Source organism: Arcicella sp. GW821-FHT09D11 (genome assembly GCF_059416265.1).
Map to the genome: position 1 here is coordinate 429,459 of NZ_JBWKOV010000004.1, position 21,957 is coordinate 451,415.

Consider the following 21,957-nt stretch of genomic DNA (forward strand, 5'->3'; position numbering starts at 1 on the left):
TATCAAAAATAGTGATTTTCTATGGCTCAATCAAATAAAGCAACCAAAGCAAGATACATTAGTCCGAAAAAGTGTTTTCTTTTGTATAGAAAAAACAATTTATAAAAACTATGAAAAGAATACTCTCCCTCTCATTATTAACGATTTGCATAGCATTATTGGGCTTCAAAAATATTGAAGAACATCCTACTTTAGAAATTGGAGCTGTTGCTCCTAATTTTAATTTAAAGGGAACCGATGGCAAAATGTATACGCTCAATTCTTTTGCCAAAGCCAAGCTTTTAGTAGTCGTATTTACCTGTAATCACTGTCCGACAGCACAATCTTATGAAGAGCGTATCAAAAAGCTCGTAACCGAATACCAAGCCAAAGGAGTGCAAGTAATTGCCATTTCTCCAAATGACCCTGTAAGCGTGCGTTTGGATGAAATGGGTTATACCGATTTAGGTGATAGCTACAATGATATGAAAATCAGGGCTAAGGAACATCATTTCAATTTTCCTTATTTGTATGATGGTGATACGGAAGTAGCCTCTAAAAAATATGGCCCTGTGGCGACGCCGCATGCCTTTATTTTTGACCAGAAAAGAATATTAAGGTACTCAGGAAGAATAGATGATGTTGAGAAACCAACGGGTACACCTAAAAATCACGATACCAGAAAAGCCCTTGACGAATTATTAGCGGATAAGCCTGTAACTGTGAGTAAAACCAAAACCTTTGGCTGTTCGATAAAATGGGGAGGTAAAAGAGAATTGGCGGAACAAGAAAAAATAGATTGGGCAAAAGAACCCGTAGCGTTGGAATCAATCGATGAAGCAGGTATAAAAAGTTTATTGAAAAATGATTCAGGAAAGTTAAGATTAATCAACGTTTGGGCTACTTGGTGTGGGCCATGTGTGGCTGAGTTGCCTGATTTTATGACTATCAATAGAATGTTTAGACAACGAGATTTTGAATTAGTGACTGTCTCGGCAGATAAACCAGACAAAAAAGAGAAAGCTTTGGCAACGCTGAAAAGATTACAGGCTTCGAACAAAAATTATATTTTTAATTCTGACGATGCCTACAAACTGATAGAACTTATTGACCCAAAATGGCAAGGAGCATTACCTTATACTTTATTAATAGAACCAAACGGAAAGGTAGTGTATCAGAAACAGGGCACGATTAATCCTCAGGAAATGAAGAGAATTATTGTAGACAACCCTGCTGTAGGAAGATATTATTAGGCTGAATTTTATTTAAGTATCATAAAAATAAGTTATTCCGAAGTTCCCCTAAAATTGTCCGTTTTGGAGACAATTTGAGAGGTTTTCTAATTATTATTATATTGTCCTTACTTTTCTTTCCTTGATGAAAGAAAAGTAACAAAAGAAAATCAAGAATTCCTAAACTCGCTTCGCTCAAACAGTAGGAATTCGGGGAAAATCAATCACAAAAAAGCGGTCAAAAACTAATTTTGACCGCTTTTTTGTGATTTTAAAATTCGGGATGACTCATGTTTGATTTAGGGATACAAATTATAGTTCCGTTAGGAATACAATATCGGTAGAAGACGCATTCTATTAACTTCTCCAAGCCCCATCGGGGCGAAATATTTCGCCCCGATGGGGCTTGGAGGGGAATGTTATAGACAAGGTGCCTACCGACATCCCGCCGCTACGAGGCTATTTGTTAAACTACTTTATTTTAAGGAAAAGTTAGAAAGGGCTCCTATTTTGTTGATAGGTTTTCGTGAAATGTCATGTTATTTGCACGATTGGTCAAGGACGATTTCGATGGATTAAATCAACTTTGTATCATCATTAAACAACCAGAAAACATGAAATCAGAAATCTTAGTACTAGGCTCAACAGGAAGTATTGGTTATGCTTTTACCGAAAATTTACTTCGCAAAAATATTCCAGTAAGTATCATTGTTCGTGATGTAGCCAAGGCAACAAATCTTTTTAAAGACTTTGACAATGTAGAAATCATCAAAGGTGATGTGCAAGATTTGAATCTTTTAAAACAAGTCTCTGCCGACAAAAAGTATATTTTTCACGGGATTAATTATCCTTATGACCAATGGTTTGGCAACATGGATGTAGTGACTGCAAAGATTATTGAAGCTGCCAGTATCAATCAAGCAATGATAGTTTTTCCTGGGAATGTTTACAATTATGGTAAAACCCCATTAATTAAAGAAGATTCTCCCGAGAATCCTTGCACTCGAAAAGGAGCTTTGCGTGTTGAGTTAAAGAAGATGTTGAAAGATGCTGCCTATAGTGGGAAATGTAAGGTATTAGATGTGTGTTTACCAGATTTTTGGGGTCCTAATGTATTGAATGAGGGTATAAAGCCTTTTTTTATGAATGCACTTAATGGTAACGCTCTTCCTTATTCTGTTCGAGTTGATATTCCACATCAGATGGTTTTTACCAAAGATGCTGCTGAAATGATGGTAAGATTAATGCAAAGAGGTGTGCAGCAACCTTATGAAAATTATAATTATGGCGGACAAGTACATCCAACAATCAAAGGTTTTCTTAACCAGATTTCAAGGTCAGCCGATGCTCCTGAAAAGATTACGGTTTATCCAAAATGGTTATTTACAATATTAGGAATTTTTATGCCAGTAATGAAAGAAGTAAAAGAGATGCTTTATCTTTTTGAGGGAACTGTAATACTGGACGACAGTAAAGTGAGAAGTATTTTTCCAACTTTCAAAGAAACCCCTTTACAAGAAGCCATCACTGAAACGTTGGATTGGTTTAAGGAGAATGAGCTTGAGAAGTAGCTCAGAGGGGTAAGCCTTGAACAATGAGATTTTTTAGTTTAACATTTTACCTTTTAAACAAACAGATATTAAATACATAAAACATTATGAAAACTATATTAGCACTTGAAGAAATGGCTGAATTTGTATTAGGAATATTAATATTCAGTCGCTTAGAATTTGCATGGTGGTATTTTCCAGCATTATTGTTAACACCAGATTTAGGAATGTTAGGTTATTTAGTTAATACTAAAGTGGGTGCTTGGCTATATAATTTTGTTCACCATAAAGCCTTAGGCATTAGTATGTTAGTGCTAGGATTCTATCTGCAAAACCAAGTGATTTTATTAATGGGAACAATCCTGTTTGCACACTCTGCCTTCGATAGAATGATGGGCTATGGTTTAAAATATGAAGACAGTTTTGGAAATACGCATTTGGGAAAGATAGGGAAATAGGTGTCAGCTTTGAGCTATGAGCTTTAAGCTTTAAGGGTGTTTGTTATATAAGTAATGAGTCAAAATGAATAATCAATAAATCACTCATTTACTAACTCACTCAATTACTCACGCTACCATTTTAGGGTTTTTGCGATAGACAGTTGGTGTATATCCTGTCCACTTTTTGAAGGAACGAAAGAAAACACTTGGCTCTGAATAGCCTAATAAATAAGCAATGTCTGTCGTGCTTAAATGGGTTTCTTGTAGATGTTGAACAGCCAAATTCTTACGAATATCATCAAGGAGTTGCTGAAAAGTGACTCCTTCTTCTTTGAGTTTCATTTGTAGTGAACGTAACCCAATGCCCAGATTCCTAGATATATTAAACAATGACGGTTCTTCCCCTTTTAGTCCGTCCAAAATCTCTTTCTTAACCTTTTCTTTGATAGAATTATCTTGTTTTAGACTCGTCAGAATACTTTGAGCATGTTTATCAAATAAGGGAAAAAGATTGGGATTAGCATTCAGGATTGGGTAGTCCAAATACTTTTTTTCAAAAACTATTCCTGTAATATCACTTTCAAAGAATACTTGTTCAGTCTTAAAAATACGTTGGTACTCACTTAAATGTGATGAATAAGCAGGATAATTAAAATGCACTGCATGAAGGGGTAATGCTCTACCAAGCATACCTTTTACGGCTTCATTGTAAATAGATAATTCAGATTCAAAAGCATAGTGCGGATAAAGCATATCCTCGCTTAATTGCGTTAAAGTTACATAAGCCAAATCGTCTTTTATATAAAACTCAGTTTTTGAGCCATCACAAACGATGTCTTGATATTGGCAAAGTTTTTCTAAGGCTTTGCCTAGTGTCGGGCAGTGCATCATTACGTAAGCTAAAATCCCTACGGCAACAGTATTGATAGATTCCCCTATATGCAATGCTAAATGTTCATCGCCCGTCATTTCCACGGCTTCTTTCCATAATTCTTGCACTTTTCTGATAGGCAAACGAGCGTCAGGGTCTTGAAGCATATCTGCTGTTAATCCTACTTTTTCGCACAGCACATTGTATTCAGCACCTCTCTGTTGGGCTGAATAAAGAATTAGGTTGAAAGAAGAAACAGAAAGTGTGTTGGACATATTGTTAAGCTGTGAGCAATGAGTTATGAGCTTTGAGTTGTAAGCTATGAGCTGTGAGCAATGAGATATTTAAGGTAAAAAAGGCTTACAGCTCAATGCTCATAACTTACAGCTAATATCAGCAATAAATTTATTTTTTTAGCCTGAAAAAGCTCACAGTTTAATGAGATATAAGTTATGAGCTTTTATGTGCTTGCCTAAAAAAGCTCACTGCTCATAGCTCATTGCTCAAAGCTTACTTTAAATAACGCCAATCTTCGTTGCCAGTCAGAGCCAATAGAGATTCATAAATCAAATTAATTACTGCTTGTACATCGTCTTTTGCAACGGTTTCAACAGTTGTGTGCATGTATTTCAATGGTAAAGAAATCAACGCAGACGCTACCCCTTCGGTTGCATAAGCAAATGAATCAGTATCCGTACCAGTAGAACGAGAAACTGCCTGACGCTGGATTTTAATTTCTTTAGAGGCAGCTACATCAATAATAAAATCACGTAAGTTATTTTGTACAGCAGGGCCATAGCAAATCACTGGACCAGCACCACATTTTAAATCACCTTGTTCTTTTTTATTGTACATCGGCGACTGTGTATCATGGGTAACGTCTGTAACAATGGCTACGTCTGGTTTCAAACGTCTTACAATCATTTCAGCACCACGTAAACCGATTTCTTCTTGTACAGCATTGACTACATACAACGTAAAAGGTAACTCAACCTTGTTTTCTTTGAGCATACGCGCTACCTCCGCAATCATAAAGCCACCAATGCGGTTATCTAACGCACGACCAACATAATAACGATTGTTTAACTCTGTTAAACCATCTTCAAAAGTTACAACCGTTCCAACATGAACGCCCATTTCTTCCACTTCCTTTTTGTTGGCGGCACCCAAATCAATAAAAATATCATTAACAGTTGGTGCTTTGTCTTTTGACAAATCACGCACGTGAATAGCAGGATAGCCAAATACGCCTTTTACAACACCCTTTTTAGTATGTAAATTACAACGCATAGACGGAGCAATCACGGCATCAGAACCACCATTTCTTCTTACGAAAATATAACCATTATCGTCGATATAGTTTACAAACCAAGAAATTTCGTCAGCATGTGCTTCGATAACTACTTTATAAGATTTTGCCAGTGAAGCAGTGTTTGGTTTAATAACGCCAACGGCTGTACCATACACATCAATAATAGTTTCGTCGATATAAGGTTTGATATAGTCTAACCAAATTTGTTGTCCCGATGCTTCAAAACCAGTTGGCGAAGCATTGTTGAGGTATTCGTAGAGAAATGTTTTTGCGTTTTCAGTCATAATTAAAGTATTGATATATTTCGAAATGTCATTTTTACAAAAATACAAAACCCCAAAGGTTTTTAAAGCCTTTGGGGATAAAAATCAATTTTTAGTTAAATATCCTGCAAAAAAGAAGCTCAAAGCTCATAACTCAAAGCTCACTGTTACAAAGGAATATTCCCATGCTTCTTCCTTGGTAAATTAGCTACTTTATTTTCCAGCATTTTAAAAGCCCGTATTAATTTCTGACGCGTTTCTGAGGGCTGAATTACTTCATCAATATAACCCCGATGTGCCGCTCGATATGGATTAGCGAACTTCTCGGTATATTCCTCTACTTTTTCTTGTAGTTTCTCAACAGGGTTTTCTGCTTCTGATATTTCTCTTTTAAAAATAATCTCCGCCGCACCTTTTGCCCCCATCACCGCAATTTCTGCCGTTGGCCAAGCATAGTTCATATCAGCACCAATGTGTTTGGAGTTCATTACATCATAAGCGCCTCCATAGGCTTTGCGAGTAATTACCGTAATTCTTGGTACAGTGGCTTCACAGAAGGCATACAAAAGTTTTGCTCCATGAGAAATGATGCCACCCCACTCTTGGTTAGTGCCAGGCATAAACCCTGGTACATCTTCTAACACCAATAATGGAATATTGAAACAATCGCAAAAACGAACAAATCTAGCGGCTTTCTGACTTGCCTGAATGTCTAATACGCCCGCCATCACGATAGGTTGATTGGCTACTATACCAATACTTCTACCTGCCAGACGAGCAAAGCCCACTACAATATTTTCAGCATAGTTTTTATGCACTTCAAAGAAGGAGTCGGTATCAGTAATATGCTCAATTACTTCCTTGATATCATAAGGCTGATGAGGGTTCTCTGGAATAATGCTATCCAAGCCTTTTCGTTCTTCATTTCCTATTTCATAGGGTAGGGAAGGAGCCTTGTCTTCGCAGTTTTGAGGGATGTACGATAATATTTTTTTGATGTTATTGATACAGACCACTTCATTGGCACAAGAAAAATGTGTTACGCCCGATTTGGTAGAATGCGTAGAAGCGCCGCCCAATTCTTCGGAAGTAATTACTTCATGGGTAACAGTCCTTACCACATTCGGACCAGTTACAAACATATAAGAAGTATTTTCAACCATTAAAATAAAGTCGGTTATTGCTGGCGAATAAACGGCTCCACCTGCACATGGCCCCATGATGGCAGAAATCTGTGGAATTACGCCCGAAGCCAAGGTGTTTTTATAAAAAATATCCGCATACCCTGCCAATGAAGTAACCCCTTCTTGTATTCTAGCGCCACCAGAATCATTCAGACCAATAATAGGAGCCCCATTTTTCATAGCTAAATCCATAATCTTGCAGATTTTCTCCGCATGCGTTTCGGATAACGCCCCACCAAAGATGGTAAAGTCTTGGGCAAATACATAGACCAAACGCCCATTTACGGTGCCATAGCCCGTAATCACTCCGTCTCCTAAGTAATATTCTTTATCTAACCCAAAATCTTTACAGCGATGCATCACGAATTTACCAATCTCTTCAAAACTGCCTTCATCCAATAGCAACGTCACCCTTTCGCGTGCTGTCAGCTTTCCTTTTTTGTGTTGAACCTCAATTCGCTTTTCACCTCCACCCAATAAAGCTTCAGTGTTTTTCTTTGCTAATTCATCAAATTTTACTTGATTGCCCCCTGTATTCATTTTGAATGATTTTGTTCTATTGCTTTGTTTTAATTCTTATCAAAGATATACTTTCAAATAGCAATTACCTGCAAAAACAATATAGTTTCTTGATTTTGTATAATTTTATTTTTTTTGCGTATTTTAACATAAACTCTAACGATATTCTGATAAATTACACAATAATAAATATAAATAAACTGTATTATGCTAGATTGAATGCTTATCTTGGTTCGTTTTTATCAAAATTGTTTTATCTCCACTCAATAAAGGTTGTAGTTTGGTTGAACAATATTGAGATTGAAAGACAAAAAATATTAAATGAAGCATGAATAAAAATTACTTTTGGAAATTTTTCATACTATTTTTTCTACAAATTGCTCGACAAGGTTTTTCTCAGATTGGAGGTAATCAAAGCTTCAGCTTTTTGAATATTCCCAGCAATCCTGTCACGTTAGCTTTGGGTGGAATAAATGTTTCGCATACCAATAAAGATGTAAATGTACTTTTCCAAAACCCTGCTCTTTTAGATACCACTTTGCATAATCTTTTAGCTGTAAATTATATTCCTTATTTTGCTGGCATCAATTATACCACGGCTGCTTATGGTCGAAGTTTCAAGAAAAACATTGTCGCTTTGGGTGTTCAGTCGGTTAATTATGGCAATTTTCAATTAACAGATGCTGCTGGAAATATTCTTGGACAATTTACCGCTAATGATGTAGCACTTACGTTATCTAGTGCTAGGACTCAAGGCAATATTACCTTTGGTGGAAGTATAAAATATGTATCTTCTGTCGTAGAAAATTATTCAGCGGTAGCTCTATTGTTAGATTTTGGTGCTATATTTAAGCATCCTACTCAAGCATTAACGCTTGGGATAAGTGCAAAAAATGTAGGGGCTTTATTAAAAGCGTATACTCCCTTTGATAAAAGCAATTTACCTTTTGATGTACAAGCAGGTATTAGCTTTAAACCTAAATATATGCCAGTCCGTTTTTCGTTTACGGCTCATCATTTATATCAATACGATATTGCATACTTAGATAAAACCATCATCAAAAAAGACTTTAATGGTAATATCATTGAGAATAAAGTAGGTTTAGCAGATAAAATAGCAAGACATTTTGTAGTTGGCACAGAAATTTTGCTTAATAAAAATTTTCATGCTTTAATTGGATATAACCATTTAAGGGCTGCCGAGTTGAGTCAACAGAATATCAGTGGCTTTTCTGGGTTCTCTTTGGGGTTTTTAATACACACCAAACTTTTTGATTTTTCCTATGGGTATTCAGGCTATAATACTGCAGGAAATTTGAATAGTTTTGGTTTAGTTTGTGACTTAAACAGAATAATAAAATAAAAATTCACCGACCCACACGTTGGTTAAAACCCAAATTCGTGGAACGTTTAAAAGATGGCAAATTTAGAATCATTAACTCCTAAACAAATTGTCGCAGAACTCGACAAATACATCATTGGGCAAAAAGATGCCAAGAAAAATGTAGCAATTGCACTACGAAATCGCTGGAGACGCATGAATGCTCCAGAAGATATGCAAAAAGAAATTACACCCAATAATATCTTGATGATTGGCTCTACTGGTGTTGGAAAAACAGAGATAGCCCGTAGATTAGCCAAGTTGGCAGATGCTCCGTTTACCAAAGTAGAGGCATCAAAGTTTACAGAAGTAGGGTATGTGGGGCGTGACGTAGAATCAATGGTCAGAGATTTAGTTGAATCGTCTATTCACTTAGTACAATCAGCCAAAAAAGAAGAAGTAAAAGATAAAGCCTCTGAAATTGTAGAAGAGATTATTGTGGAAGCATTGGTGCCATCAATGGGCAAAACAGGTAAAAAGAAAAAGCAAGAGAAGGTAGGTTTTGATAGTAACGAAGTCCCTGAAAGTGACGAAGAATTGAACCAAAGAACCAGAGAGCTATTTCGTGAAAAATTAAGAAGAGGAGAACTTGAAAATCGTAAGATTGACATTGCCGTTCGCAGTGTAAATACGCCTAATATCGGGGTGATGGGTGGACCAATTGATGAAATGTCGATGATGAATATTTCTGAAATGATTGGAGGAATGTTGCCCAAAAAAGAGAAAAAGCGTAAGATGACTATCGCTGATGCACGTAAGGTACTTTTGGAAGAAGAATCAGCAAAACTGATTGATATGGATGAAGTAAAGGAGGAGGCCATCAGAAAAGCAGAGAACTTAGGGATAATATTCATTGATGAAATAGATAAAATAGCCTCGTCAAGAAGTGGCGGAGGTGGCCCCGATGTAAGTCGCGAAGGCGTACAAAGAGATATGTTGCCCATTGTTGAAGGCTCTACGGTGAATACTAAATATGGCGTCATTAATACTGACCACGTGCTATTTATTGCAGCAGGTGCTTTTCATGTTTCAAAGCCAAGCGATTTGATTCCCGAATTACAAGGTAGATTCCCTATCAGAGTAGAATTACAAAGCTTAAAAGAAGAAGACTTTTATAGAATTTTAAAAGAACCTAAAAGTGCTTTGACGAAGCAGTATATTTCTTTATTGCAGTCTGAAGGGGTAGAGTTATCTTTTGATGATGATGCTTTAGCAGAGATTGCCAGAATCGCTTTTGCGGTAAATTCAGAAGTTGAAAATATCGGAGCAAGACGTTTACAAACGGTAATGTCACATTTATTGAACGATATTATGTTTGATATACCTGATGTAATAGTTCCCAATGAAAAAATAGTGATTGGCAAAGAACTAGTAATAGAACGCTTGGGAGGAATGGTAAAAAACAGAGATTTGAGCCAATATATTTTGTAAGGAATCAATGTTTAATTCATAAAAAAGAGCTTCTTGAAATTTTCAAGAAGCTCTTTTTGGTACAATACCTTTAGGAAATTGGGGCTAATTACTTACCTCTTTCGTTATAAACTTTTTGTAATTTGATAGCTACAAAAGTAGAAGCACCCATAAGTACGATAAAGAAAGCCCAAGTTAATAATGTTCCAGACATTTTTATATGATTTTGAAGGTTCAAATATTCGATTTTTTCTTGCTTACAAAGGTAACTAAGAATTACCAAATATAGATTATCAGTGATTAATTCTTTGTTTAATTTAACTACTAAATACGCAAAATACAGTTTATAATACGCCTTTTGTTGAAGGGAGAATATCTAAATCTTTAATTTCACGCTTGGTTGCCATTTTGATAGCCTTTGCAAAAGCCTTAAAAATAGCTTCTATTTTATGATGCTCATTATCAGCTTCGGCTTTGATGTTCAAATTACATTTAGCAGTATCAGTAAACGATTTGAAGAAATGGAAGAACATTTCTGTAGGCATTTCCCCGATTTTCTCACGCGAGAATTTAGCATCCCAAACCATCCAGTTTCTTCCAGAGAAGTCAATCGCTGCATGTACCAAGGCTTCGTCCATTGGCAATAAATAAAATCCGTAGCGGGTAATTCCTTTTTTATCACCCAACGCTTTTAAATAAGCCTCGCCCAGAGCTAATGCCGTATCTTCAATCGTATGGTGTTCATCGATATGTAAATCGCCGTTTACTTTGATGGTCAAATCTGCACCCGAATGTCTCGCCAATTGGTCTAACATGTGGTCGAAAAAGCCTAATCCAGTATCAATGTTTGATTTACCTTTTCCATCTAAATTGACAGTTACCCAAATTTGCGTTTCTTTCGTAATACGTTCTATGCTACCAATACGCTCTGGTAAACGTATAAACTGATAAATTTCATCCCAATCTTTAGTGGTAATAGCGATAGCCTCTTCTAATGCTTTATCTTCTGATTGGGCATCACCTAAATAAATTGCCTTAGCTCCTAAATTAACGGCTAATTGAACATCCGTCAGTCTGTCGCCTAAAACGAAAGAATTTTTTAAGTCATAAACGGTTTCATCAAAATATTTTTGCAACATTCCCGTTCTTGGCTTACGTGTCGGAGCATTTTCGTGTTCAAAGGTATGGTCAATGTGAACATCTGCGAAATGAATATTTTCATTACTCAACGTTTCCATCATTTTGTTGTGTGCAGGCCAAAAAGTATTTTCTGGAAAAGAGTCTGTTCCTAAACCGTCCTGATTTGTTACCATTACCAATTCAAAATCTGCCTCTTCGGCTATTTTGCGAAGATTAGAAATTGCTTTGGGAAGAAACGCTAATTTTTCTAGAGAATCTACTTGGAAATCTGTTGGAGGTTCAACGATAATAGTACCATCACGGTCAATAAACAATATTTTTTTCATAAAATATAATATGATTCCAAAATCATGAATTTGAAATGGGAATCACAAAATTAGTACGACAATCCTAGAGTTTTATCACTTTTTTCAAATTTGCTTGATGTTTATTGTTTTACATACCTGATTTTTGCGTAAAAATCTATTTTTAAGCAAAAGCAGTAAATTTCAGAGAGGGAATAAATTGTAAAAATTGAGTGAAAATTCTTAGGAAAGATTTGCCATTGAAAACATTTTGAGTGTTTTTTAAATAATAAGGTTGTAATTTTGAATCGACATTAAAAGAATTATAAAAATAAGAGTATGAATTTATTTGGAGAACTTAAAGAGCTGTTTGCAGGAGATATTCCATTAAAAATTGCTAACATAACAGGGGAAACTGAGGCGAAAGTAAAAGTGGCTATTGATGGACTAATCCCTACATTAATTGGAGGTTTGATGAAGAGAGTCTCTAATGAAGCAGGTGCTACTACTTTAATGAATGTTATTCAGCGTGGCAAACACGATGGAAGTATTAATGATAGATTAGATGACTATTTAAGAGATAAAGAAAGCTTTGCTCCCCTTTTTGAACAAGGAAGCAGTGTAGTTAGTATGCTTTTGCCTGATAAAAAAAGCTCTGTAGCTACCTTGATTTCACAGTATGCTAGTATCAGAAATTCATCTGCTACCTTAATAATGGCTGGCGTTGCACCGATTATTGTGGGTAAATTAGGGAAGTTGGTCATTAGCCAAGGGCTAGATAAAATACATTTAGCTAATTATTTATTAGAACAAAAGGCTTATTTGATTGACGAAACACCAGAGGCTCTTCAACCTAAAATGATTGATACTTTAGGTATTGCGGTTTTCATGAGTCAGGAGATAAAACCAATACAGTTTGCTCCGGCGGCGCCTATTAAATCTGTTTCTGTGAACAATCCTGTGGCTGCCAAACCAATGGCAGAACAGAAAGTAACCTACTCAGGGAAAAACTACGAAAGTGAAGCGTCAGAATCAATGAAAATTCCTAAATGGTTTTTGCCTTCAATATTAATCGTAGCAGTAATAGCTGGACTAGGATATTTTGCTTTTACTTACGACTGGAAAAGCCTTAGTAATTCATCTACTGCGATGACCGATTCATCTGATATGGAAGAAGTAACAGGTGCTGTTATTGATACCAGTAGTCTATCAAAGGACACTACCGTTGCTAAAGTAGATACGGCTAGCACCATTAGTGAAACAAAAACAATAGGAGTGAATTTGCCAAATGGTCAAAAAGTCGATTTGACAGATGGTTCTTTTACCTATAATTTTGCTCGATACTTGTCTGATTCAGTTGCTGCTCCAAACAGAACTTTCACATTTGATCATATCGGATTTGAAGGTAATACAGCAGCCCTAACAGCAGGGTCTGACAAAACTGTTACTGATTTAGCAAAAATTATCTTGGCTTATCCACGTGTACAAATTAAGCTAACAGCTTTTACTGATAATACAGGTGACTCTCTCCAGAATATAAGATTAACAGCCAGACGTGCAGTAGCCGTTAGAAATATCTTAATTGGTAATGGTATTAAAGATACTAGAATTGATTTTGCAGGAAGAGGCTCTCGAAACCCTATTGCAAGCAATGCTACCGAAGAAGGTAAAGCTAAAAATAGAAGAATAGAATTGAAAGTAGTGAAGAAATAAAAATATGAGTCACCTCATAATTTTTCGTTTATAATGATGAGTTTTAGTAAGGATTGTATTTATTGTCTTGTCCTTACTTTTCTTGTCTTGATACAAGAAAAGTAACAAAAGAAAATCAAGAATTCCTAAACTCGCTTCGCTCAAACAGTAGGAATTCGTTGTTTCTCAATCACAAAAAAGCGGTCTAAAAATCAATTTAGACCGCTTTTTTGTGATTAAAAATTCAGCATAACTAATCGTTCCATTACATATTTTTGATTTATTAACGATAACTCAAACGATTTGCCTGCCAATTGCTTGTTTTTACACCAGTTTGGTTATCCGTTTGTACTTGCACTGAAACTTTTTTAGTAGTAATTAAATAATTAGCCAATGCCGCTGCTAGTTTTTCTTCTTCAGGATTAGGTAATCCGTCTAACATCGCTGGTGAAAAATATAAATTGATAAACCTTGTATCGAAATTGCCCGACAAGAATGCTTCGTGTTGCATCACAAATTTGCAGAAAGGTAAAGTAGTTTCAATGCCAGAGATTTTGAATTCATCAATGGCTCGAATCATTTTAATAATCGCTTCTTCACGGTTTTTACCATAAGTAATCAATTTTGCTATCATTGGGTCGTAGAAAATCGGAATAGTCATTCCTTGCTCAAAACCATCGTCTACTCTTACACCATTTCCTTCGGGTCTGACATAGGTATTCAACGTTCCGATGTCTGGAAGGAAATTATTTTTTGGGTCTTCCGCACATACCCTAATTTCTATCGCATGCCCGTTTATTTGTAAATCTTCTTGTTTGAATGAAATGCATTCTCCCTCCGCAATACGAATCATTTCCTTTACTAAATCAATGCCTGTGATTAATTCAGTAACGGGATGCTCTACTTGTAAGCGAGTATTCATTTCTAAGAAATAAAAATCAAGCTTTTCGTCTACAATAAATTCTACCGTACCAGCCCCATAATAATTACAAGCCTTAGCCACGTCAACCGCACAACGCCCCATGGCTTCGCGGATTTCAGGTGTTAATACAGAGGAGGGAGCTTCTTCAACAACTTTTTGATGACGACGTTGAATAGAACATTCTCGTTCAAACAAATGAACTACATTTCCATGCTGGTCGCCCAATACTTGAATTTCAATATGCTTGGGGGCGGTAATATATTTTTCAATAAAAACGGCTCCGTTTCCAAATGATGTAATGGCTTCAGAAACCGCTCTATCCATTTGGTCATCAAAGTCCTCTTCTTTTTCAACTACTCGCATTCCTTTCCCTCCTCCACCTGCGGAGGCCTTAATCAATACAGGATAGCCAATTTCTAAAGATTTCTCTTTAGCAGTAGCTCTGTCTGTAACAGCATCAGGCGTACCCGGCACCATCGGAATATTGTATTTAGCGACAGTATGTTTTGACGTTAGTTTATCTCCCATCAACTCAATACTCTCAGGCGAAGGCCCAATGAAGATTAGGCCCGCATCAATTACTTTTTGGCAAAATGAAGCATTTTCAGAAAGAAAACCATAGCCTGGATGAATGGCATCTACCTGTAAGTCTTTACAAATTTCAATGATTTTATCTCCTAATAAATAAGATTGGTGTGAGGGTGGGGGACCAATGCATACAGCTTCGTCAGCAAAACGGACGTGTGGCGAATTTCTATCTGCCTCAGAGAAAATAGCAACTGTTTGAATATTAAGTTCGCGAGCAGTACGCATAATGCGTAAGGCTATTTCTCCACGATTGGCTATTAAAATCTTTTTTATTTTTGACATACACTAGGCTCAGGTTTTATATTGCTTTTAGTATCTCTATCAAACAAAGATAAACTTTAGCTAGAAACTTATTGGTTTTTTTAATTTTTTCTGGTAAGCGTTATATGTTTAAGAAGATAATTTTTAAAAGAAAAATTTAATTAGAAGCTTCAGCATTTAATTAAAAGTAGCTATCGTAAGTAAGGCTGTTTTGAAGTGTTAGCTTACAGCATTGGTTAAACAGATTTTTTTGAAAAAAAAGTAAATATTTTTCTTGAAAAATAAATTCTTGGTACGGTAATTGTTTAATAAATAAGCGTTGGTAAGAAACAATTACTAAAATGTATTTTTAAGGTTAATTACAAAAAAATATTTTATTGTATTTTTTTTATGAATACAAAAAATGTTTTAGCTTTTGGATAAGCGTACGTTTATTGAGATAAGTGAAGATAATTCATGAAAATTAATAATAGCTTTAATTGTAAAATTACAAAATGTGTATAACTAATTGATAATCAAGTATTTAATATTAAGCGATTATACGTCTTTTGTCTTTTGAAAATTAGAATTAAATTTGTAGTTAATATTTAAGACAAGATAGTTATATTATAAAAAATAAACTTTACAAAGATTTTAATAAATTAAAGGATTACTCAAAAATTACCATAGATTAAAAAGATAAGTTACTAAAACTATCGTTAACTTAATGTTCTAATTTATAGAACGAAAATAAATAAAATGAAAACAAAAATTCTATCAATTGTATTCGGCTTAGGCATTATTGCTTCTTCATGCGTATCTGAACTTGTTGTTGACGATAAAGTTGCCAATGATATTAATAATCTAGTAGTACCTGCTGGTTTCAATTGGTCTACAGCAAGAGATGTAAATTTCAAAGTATCAATAAGTGATATTCGTTTTAAAAACTCACTTCACGTAGTTTCTGTTTACACTTCAGACCCATCAACAGGTGTAGCAAAAGCACTTTCAAAAGGAACAGCTTCATTGGCTTCTCCTTTCCAAACTAAAATTTCAATTCCAGCTGGTGTTAAAGAAGTTTACTTTGTGAAAACAGCTCCTGATGGTACAAAATATACTCAGAAAGTATCTTTAACTTCAGCAAGTAGCCTTGCAGTAGCTTTAGGTGCAACTGCTTCTGGAAGATTGAGTGCAAACACTGAATTATATGCTACTACAGAAACAAGTCCTGATTGTAGTACTGGATGTGAGATGTCTGTAAGCAGCGCCACAACTATTGACCTTGATTCAAAAACTGGGTCACAAACAATTTGTTTGACAGGTAGCGATTATACTGTAAACTTCAATCCAAATACATTAAATGGTGGTACGCTTCGTATTTGTGGTACTAACATTACGCTTAATAATTTGAATTTCAATTCAGGTGCTAAGTATACTGTAATCATTACTTCAAAGGGTTCTGCTAATTTCAGCAATGTAAACTGGAACTCTGCTGACGTAACAGTGAAAAACTTTGGTACGTTGAATTCTTCAGGTAACCTTATTGTTGGTGGTACTTTCTATAACTACGGTGTTGTAAATGCTAATTCAGAATTACAATCTCGTGCAGGTTCAAATATCATTAACGAAGGAAAAATCGTTGTTAAAGGTGCTTCTCCATTAGATGGCGCAATGACAAACAATGCTGAAATTTCATTCGCTGGTGAAGTTAGATTAAATTCTTCTGGACAAACAGTAACAAACAATGGTACAATGACTGCTGCTGGAAACTTTATCATCAACAGTTCTAGTATCATGACTAACAATAGCTATATGACTGTTGCTGATATGCAAGTAAATAGCTCAAGTGTTCTTAATAACAAATGTCATTTAATTGTTAAAAATACACTTGGGGTAGATAAAGTTATCAATAACGATAGTTATATCTCTGTAGGAAGCTGGACACGTATCAATGGCTCAGGTGTTGTAAACTTGTATAATGGTGCTTTATTTGTAACTAACTCTTTATCAACTTACGACGGTAAAATTACTGGTACAGGCGATAATTATTCATTATTTAAAGTATTAACTGCTGCTGGTGGTAACATCAACAACGGAGGTGGTCAGAAACTTACAGGTACTGTTCAATTCTCAGAACCAAGTGATGCGCTTAAAGCTGATTTCTTAGATAAAGTTGCTCAGAAAACTAAAGATGCTGGTATTTATATCGCAAAAACATCTTGTAACGAAGGAAACGGAACTGCACCAGTATCAAGTGGTGACTCAGATAAAGATGGTGTTATCGATTCAGAAGATGCTTATCCAAATGATGGTACAAAAGCATTCAACAACTACAATGTTCCTTCAACAGTAGCTTTTGAAGACCAATGGCCATCTGTAGGAGATTATGACTTGAACGACGTTATCCTTGCCTTTACTTACACTATCGTTACAAGTTCAACTAACCAAGTAGTTCAAATCAAAGCGGATTACACACTTCAAGCAACGGGTGGTTCATTCAACAATGGTGCAGGTATTCAGTTTAACATTCCAAGTGGAAATGCTAAGAACTTTACAGGTACTTCTACTATTGGTGCAGGCTTAGAAGCAGGTCAAGACAGCGTAGTTGTAATCTTATTCGGTAACGCTAGAAACGAACAATCAGCATGGAATACACGTCCAACCGAACCAGCAGTAGCTTACAAGACTTACTCATTCTCATTTGATGTAACAAACGGACCTTCTATCGGTGCATTTGGTCTTGGCTCATACAATCCATTCATTTATAATGGTGGTTTGGATAGAGGTTATGAAACACACTTATTCGGTAAAAATCCTACAAAATTAGTAACCAAAGCTTTGTTTGGAACGAAGAATGATGCTTCTACTTCAGTTGCTTATTATGCAACATCTAAAAAATTACCTTGGGGAATAGAAATATCAACAGCGAACTTCAAATATCCAAAAGAAGGCGTTAAAATTACTGATACATATTTGAAATTTGAAAACTGGGCATCGTCTGGAGGTACTTCAAGTGTAGACTGGTATTCAAATACAGCGGATGGTTATAGAAATGTTTCAAATATTTTCAATCCATAATCTTAAGTAGTTTAATCAAAAAGAGCTTCGGAATTAACTTCCGAAGCTCTTTTTGTTATAAGATAAAATATTATTAAATAATGAATCAAAATTAAATTACGTTGTGACATGGATTAAAACATTGCCTATTACAACTCAAAATTCCCAAATCAAGACTCACAACTCATCACTCAAAATTCACAACTCAAAAGTCTTATTCTTCCTCAAAATCTGCCCTATTAAATAAAGCTTTAAAGGTTTCAGACATAGCAATAAGGTCGTGAACCTTATTTTTTGCCAATTTCAATGTCCTGACTTCTTGGGAATCATGAATTCTTTTATCGAAATGATTCCATAAATTAATCATGTCGTTCATGTTTTCAGCAAAACGCTCTACAATATACCGTTCAAATTTAGGCTTTTCTCCCTCAGCCAAGTAAAGAATGATATGAAAGTTTTCGTCAACAAAAAACCACGAAAGATGACTTTTGGTAAAGTCCTTAATCATAGCATTATTATCTACCAAGAAGTCTATAATATCAACTTCATTGTTGATGGAATATAGGTTTTGATCGTTTTTCATATCATTATTGTATTTTTTTAAGAAGATACACTCTAAAAATTTTACAAATATTTGACTACTATAAACGTTAGGCATATTCAATATAATAATAAGAATTGATATTTTCGATGAAAAAATATAAGTTCTTGAAATATTACTAGAAATTATTAGGGAATTGTCTAATTCAAATGAAATCACACTTAATATTGAGACATTTTTGCAGAAAGAAAATAATACCTTAACTTTGTGATTATTTAAAGATTATAAAATGTTTTTCTCTTGAAATATATAACAATATTTATACAGCAAAATATTTTATAATTGAGTTCATAGAATGCGAGGTTGCTTTCGTGAAGCTTATATTAGTTATTAATCATTAAAACATAAAAAAAAGTGGATATTTTCGATAAAGTCAGCAAAGGTCTGGGGCCTATCGGTGCCCATGCTCATTATTCTCATCACTACTTTACTTTCCCTAAGTTGACAGGAGAGCTAGGGCCAAGAATGACCTTCATGGGAAAAGAAATGTTAAACTGGTCATTGAACAATTACTTAGGTTTAGCTAATCACCCTGAAGTTCGTGAAGCTGATAATAAGGGAACGCAAGATTATGGTTTGGCTTATCCAATGGGCGCTAGGATGATGTCAGGTAATTCAGATTTACATGAGGAATTTGAAGCTCAATTAGCTGAATTTGTTGGAAAAGAAGATGCCTTTTTATTGAACTTTGGTTACCAAGGAGTAATGTCAGTAATTGAGTGTATTTGCGACCGTAACGATATTATTGTTTATGACGCCGAAGCACACGCTTGTTTGATTGATGGTATTCGTTTGCACAAAGCTAAAATGGGTGATTATTATAAGTTTAATCACAACGACATGGATTCTTTGCGTAAAAACTTAGAAAGAGCTACTAAAAAAGTAAAAGAAACAGGCGGAGGTATTTTAGTAATTACTGAAGGTGTTTTCGGAATGTCGGGTAAAGTAGGTTCATTGGATGAAATTGTGAAAATGAAAGAAGATTTCAATTTCAGAATTTTAGTTGATGATGCTCACGGTTTTGGAACAATGGGGCCAAACGGTCGTGGCGTTCATGAAGAATTAAACTGTATTGATGGAATTGATTTATACTTCTCTACTTTCGCAAAATCGATGGCATCAATTGGTGCTTTTATTGCAGCAAGTAAGGAAATTGTAATGTTCTTAAAATATAATATGCGTTCGCAAATCTATGCAAAAGCATTACCAATGCCATTTGTAGTAGGTGGAATGAAACGCTTAGAATTGATTAAAAAGCATCCAGAATTCCGTGAGAAATTATGGGAGAATGTAAGAGCTATCCAAACAGGATTTAAAGCAAAAGGATTTGATGTGGGTGAAACTACATCTCCAGTAACGCCGATTTTCTTACATGGAGACTACGAATTATCACACGTAACAGCACTTGTTCGTGATATGCGTGAAAATATGGGTGTGTTCTGTTCTATCGTAACTTATCCAGTTGTACCGAAAGGACAGATTATGTTAAGAATTATTCCTACGGCTTCGCATACTTTAGAAGATGTGGCGTATACGCTAGATTGCTTTGAAAAAGTACAACAACGTCTTCAAGATGGTACTTATCGTAGAATTGCTGAAGAATTCTTAGCTCAGCAAGCAGAATTAGCATAATTTATATAGGTTTTTGACTTATTTCGCTTAAATTTTGGTGCTTGGATTTGTAAGATGTAATAAAATAGCTATATTTCGGACACAAAAAATGCGTCTCAACGCTATTAAAGGCTTTTTCAACCAATTATCAACTTAAATCCAGTTTCTATTATGAACAGATTTGCAGAAGTGAAGGACTTAATTTTGTCCTTAGAAGGAGATTTCGATAAGTTTTATGACAAAGGCAATCAAGCTGCTGGTACTCGCGTAAGAGGTGGTATGCAACAATTGAAAACTTTAGCTCAAGAAATCCGTACAGAAGTTCAAGAGATAAAAAACAATGAAGCGAAATAATGCTAAATAGTTAAGATTTAATAAAAAGGCTCAATGATTATTGAGCCTTTTTATTTTGGATTAGAATTCTTCTTTATTCATGATGGATGCCGAACCTTCAGTGGTTTTCTTCCCAGTTTGTACATCAAAAATTTCTGTCGAAATTTCTCCAATGTGTTTATCAGCATTAATAGCTGTTACAGTGAATACTGCTTCATATTCGTTATCCACAAACATTGGACGTTTGTATTCAGAACTCTGCTTTAAATAAACACTTCCATAGCCTGGAAATTCTGTTCCCATGATTTTTGAAAAAACGCTTGAGGCAAGTGCTCCATGAATAATTGGGCGTTTGAATGAAGTAGTTGCTGCAAATTCAGCATCTAAATGAAGAGGATTGTTATCTCCTGATACTTTAGCAAACAAAATCACATCTTCTTGTGTAAAAGAAAATTTATGACGGTAAACTGTTCCGAGTTGAATCATTGTTAAATTAATCTGTATGATTGTACTTAAATAAAGGTAAAATTACGACAATTTCTCTCCAATATTAAATGTTGGGTTATTTGAATAGGTAATCACATATAGAAATAGTGATTGGTAATTAGTAAATAGTAATTGTTAATTAGTTGTGCTTGCCTTTCAAATTGTATTGATTACTTATCACAGTTATTAGTCTTTAATTTTAAAGCTCACAGCTTATAGCTTTTATGACGAATGATCGGCAACAATTACCCATTCTCCTTTTATTTTTCGCCAAAGCAACGTATAATGTCCGCCAACATCACCTTTTTCAGGGCGAGTTAAATGCCATTTACCCACCACAAAACAGGCATCTTTCGCAATAAAATTTACCTTAATAATATCAAATTTCAATTGCCCCATGGTGGCTTTATCGGGATAGTTTTTACGGTAACTTTCTAAGGTTGCTTTGTATCCATATTTAACGCCACTTTTGCCAATGTACATTAATGAATCTGAAACCCAGTAGCCATGCATGAAGTTTTCAACATCGCCATTGTTCCATGCTTTTGTCTGAGCATCCAAAATGTTTAGGATTATTTCCTTGTCTTTGCCCGTTTGAGCGAACACATTCAGTGATATGAATGTTAATGAAAGTAAGAGTAATTTTTTCATCCCTTAATTTTTGTGTAAATTTGAATAGATATTAAAAATGATATTCAAATATAAGAATATGTTTAAATACTCTTGATGTAGAGTTTGCTTCCTTATGAAATTCAAAGAATTTTACGAAAAATACAAAGATTATTATTTAGTTGACGGAATGATGTATTTATCATTCATCATTATGATAATATTGATGTTTATCTTTTTTAGCTGATATGGT

The 21,957-nt window shown here is 35.0% G+C and carries 17 protein-coding genes; 9 read left to right on the plus strand and 8 right to left on the minus strand.

Annotated elements, in window-relative coordinates:
• The first annotated feature begins 110 nt into the window (after positions 1-110).
• The 3 genes from AC07N0_RS14615 (at position 111) to AC07N0_RS14625 (ending at position 3,219) form a co-directional block, all read left to right on the plus strand.
• A complete protein-coding gene (locus tag AC07N0_RS14615; RefSeq protein ID WP_494589751.1) occupies positions 111-1,232 on the plus strand; it encodes a redoxin domain-containing protein in 1,122 nt (373 codons plus the stop codon).
• A gap of 593 nt (positions 1,233-1,825) precedes the next feature.
• On the plus strand, positions 1,826-2,782 hold the full coding sequence (locus AC07N0_RS14620; RefSeq protein WP_494589752.1) for an NmrA family NAD(P)-binding protein: 957 nt from the start codon (positions 1,826-1,828) through the stop codon (positions 2,780-2,782).
• 86 nt (positions 2,783-2,868) lie between these two features.
• Positions 2,869-3,219, plus strand: a complete 351-nt coding sequence (locus AC07N0_RS14625) for a DUF4260 domain-containing protein (protein ID WP_494589753.1) — start codon at positions 2,869-2,871, stop codon at positions 3,217-3,219.
• Positions 3,220-3,327: 108 nt separating this feature from the next.
• On the opposite strand, the gene AC07N0_RS14630 is transcribed toward AC07N0_RS14625, so the two are convergent.
• The 3 genes from AC07N0_RS14630 to AC07N0_RS14640 form a co-directional block, all read right to left on the minus strand.
• Positions 3,328-4,347 carry an AraC family transcriptional regulator gene (locus AC07N0_RS14630; protein ID WP_494589754.1) on the minus strand — a complete coding sequence of 340 codons (1,020 nt, stop codon included), beginning with the start codon at positions 4,345-4,347 and terminating at the stop codon, positions 3,328-3,330.
• A 235-nt stretch (positions 4,348-4,582) separates the two neighbouring features.
• Entirely contained in the window at positions 4,583-5,668 is a 1,086-nt protein-coding gene (locus AC07N0_RS14635) for a M42 family metallopeptidase (protein WP_492803559.1), read from the minus strand.
• Positions 5,669-5,814: 146 nt separating this feature from the next.
• Positions 5,815-7,371 (minus strand): acyl-CoA carboxylase subunit beta, encoded by a 1,557-nt coding sequence (locus AC07N0_RS14640; protein ID WP_494589755.1) that lies wholly within the window; start codon positions 7,369-7,371, stop codon positions 5,815-5,817.
• Positions 7,372-7,678: 307 nt separating this feature from the next.
• Here AC07N0_RS14640 and porQ point away from each other — a divergent pair, with 307 nt between their 5' ends.
• Positions 7,679-8,713, plus strand: a complete 1,035-nt coding sequence (gene porQ / locus AC07N0_RS14645) for a type IX secretion system protein PorQ (protein WP_494589756.1) — start codon at positions 7,679-7,681, stop codon at positions 8,711-8,713.
• Positions 8,714-8,767: 54 nt separating this feature from the next.
• Positions 8,768-10,162: an ATP-dependent protease ATPase subunit HslU gene (hslU, locus tag AC07N0_RS14650; RefSeq protein ID WP_492803564.1), complete on the plus strand. Its 1,395-nt coding sequence runs from the start codon at positions 8,768-8,770 to the stop codon at positions 10,160-10,162.
• 323 nt (positions 10,163-10,485) lie between these two features.
• Here the strand turns inward: hslU and hisB are convergent, their stop codons facing one another.
• Positions 10,486-11,607 carry a bifunctional histidinol-phosphatase/imidazoleglycerol-phosphate dehydratase HisB gene (hisB, locus tag AC07N0_RS14655; protein WP_492803565.1) on the minus strand — a complete coding sequence of 374 codons (1,122 nt, stop codon included), beginning with the start codon at positions 11,605-11,607 and terminating at the stop codon, positions 10,486-10,488.
• A 297-nt stretch (positions 11,608-11,904) separates the two neighbouring features.
• Between hisB and AC07N0_RS14660 the strand changes: the two genes are divergently transcribed.
• The gene (locus AC07N0_RS14660; protein WP_492803567.1) at positions 11,905-13,278 is read left to right on the plus strand and encodes a DUF937 domain-containing protein; all 1,374 of its coding nucleotides are present in this window, start codon (positions 11,905-11,907) and stop codon (positions 13,276-13,278) included.
• A 262-nt stretch (positions 13,279-13,540) separates the two neighbouring features.
• Here AC07N0_RS14660 and AC07N0_RS14665 read toward each other — a convergent pair whose 3' ends face one another.
• Positions 13,541-15,049 (minus strand): acetyl-CoA carboxylase biotin carboxylase subunit, encoded by a 1,509-nt coding sequence (locus AC07N0_RS14665; RefSeq protein WP_494589757.1) that lies wholly within the window; start codon positions 15,047-15,049, stop codon positions 13,541-13,543.
• Positions 15,050-15,766: 717 nt separating this feature from the next.
• On the opposite strand from AC07N0_RS14665, the gene AC07N0_RS14670 reads away from it, so the two are divergent.
• Positions 15,767-18,085, plus strand: coding sequence for an LruC domain-containing protein (locus AC07N0_RS14670; RefSeq protein ID WP_494589758.1), 2,319 nt, complete (start codon positions 15,767-15,769; stop codon positions 18,083-18,085).
• Between the two features lie 193 nt (positions 18,086-18,278).
• Here the strand turns inward: AC07N0_RS14670 and AC07N0_RS14675 are convergent, their stop codons facing one another.
• On the minus strand, positions 18,279-18,647 hold the full coding sequence (locus tag AC07N0_RS14675) for a hypothetical protein (protein WP_492803572.1): 369 nt from the start codon (positions 18,645-18,647) through the stop codon (positions 18,279-18,281).
• 372 nt (positions 18,648-19,019) lie between these two features.
• Here AC07N0_RS14675 and AC07N0_RS14680 point away from each other — a divergent pair, with 372 nt between their 5' ends.
• Together AC07N0_RS14680 and AC07N0_RS14685 are read left to right on the plus strand one after the other, a co-directional pair.
• Positions 19,020-20,297 carry an aminotransferase class I/II-fold pyridoxal phosphate-dependent enzyme gene (locus AC07N0_RS14680; RefSeq protein ID WP_494589760.1) on the plus strand — a complete coding sequence of 426 codons (1,278 nt, stop codon included), beginning with the start codon at positions 19,020-19,022 and terminating at the stop codon, positions 20,295-20,297.
• A 150-nt stretch (positions 20,298-20,447) separates the two neighbouring features.
• Positions 20,448-20,630 carry a BF3379 family histone-like protein gene (locus tag AC07N0_RS14685; RefSeq protein ID WP_492803576.1) on the plus strand — a complete coding sequence of 61 codons (183 nt, stop codon included), beginning with the start codon at positions 20,448-20,450 and terminating at the stop codon, positions 20,628-20,630.
• Between the two features lie 60 nt (positions 20,631-20,690).
• Here the strand turns inward: AC07N0_RS14685 and AC07N0_RS14690 are convergent, their stop codons facing one another.
• On the minus strand, positions 20,691-21,095 hold the full coding sequence (locus tag AC07N0_RS14690) for a MaoC family dehydratase (RefSeq protein ID WP_492803578.1): 405 nt from the start codon (positions 21,093-21,095) through the stop codon (positions 20,691-20,693).
• A 222-nt stretch (positions 21,096-21,317) separates the two neighbouring features.
• The gene (locus AC07N0_RS14695) at positions 21,318-21,746 is read right to left on the minus strand and encodes a YybH family protein (RefSeq protein ID WP_494589761.1); all 429 of its coding nucleotides are present in this window, start codon (positions 21,744-21,746) and stop codon (positions 21,318-21,320) included.
• Positions 21,747-21,957: the final 211 nt, after the last annotated feature.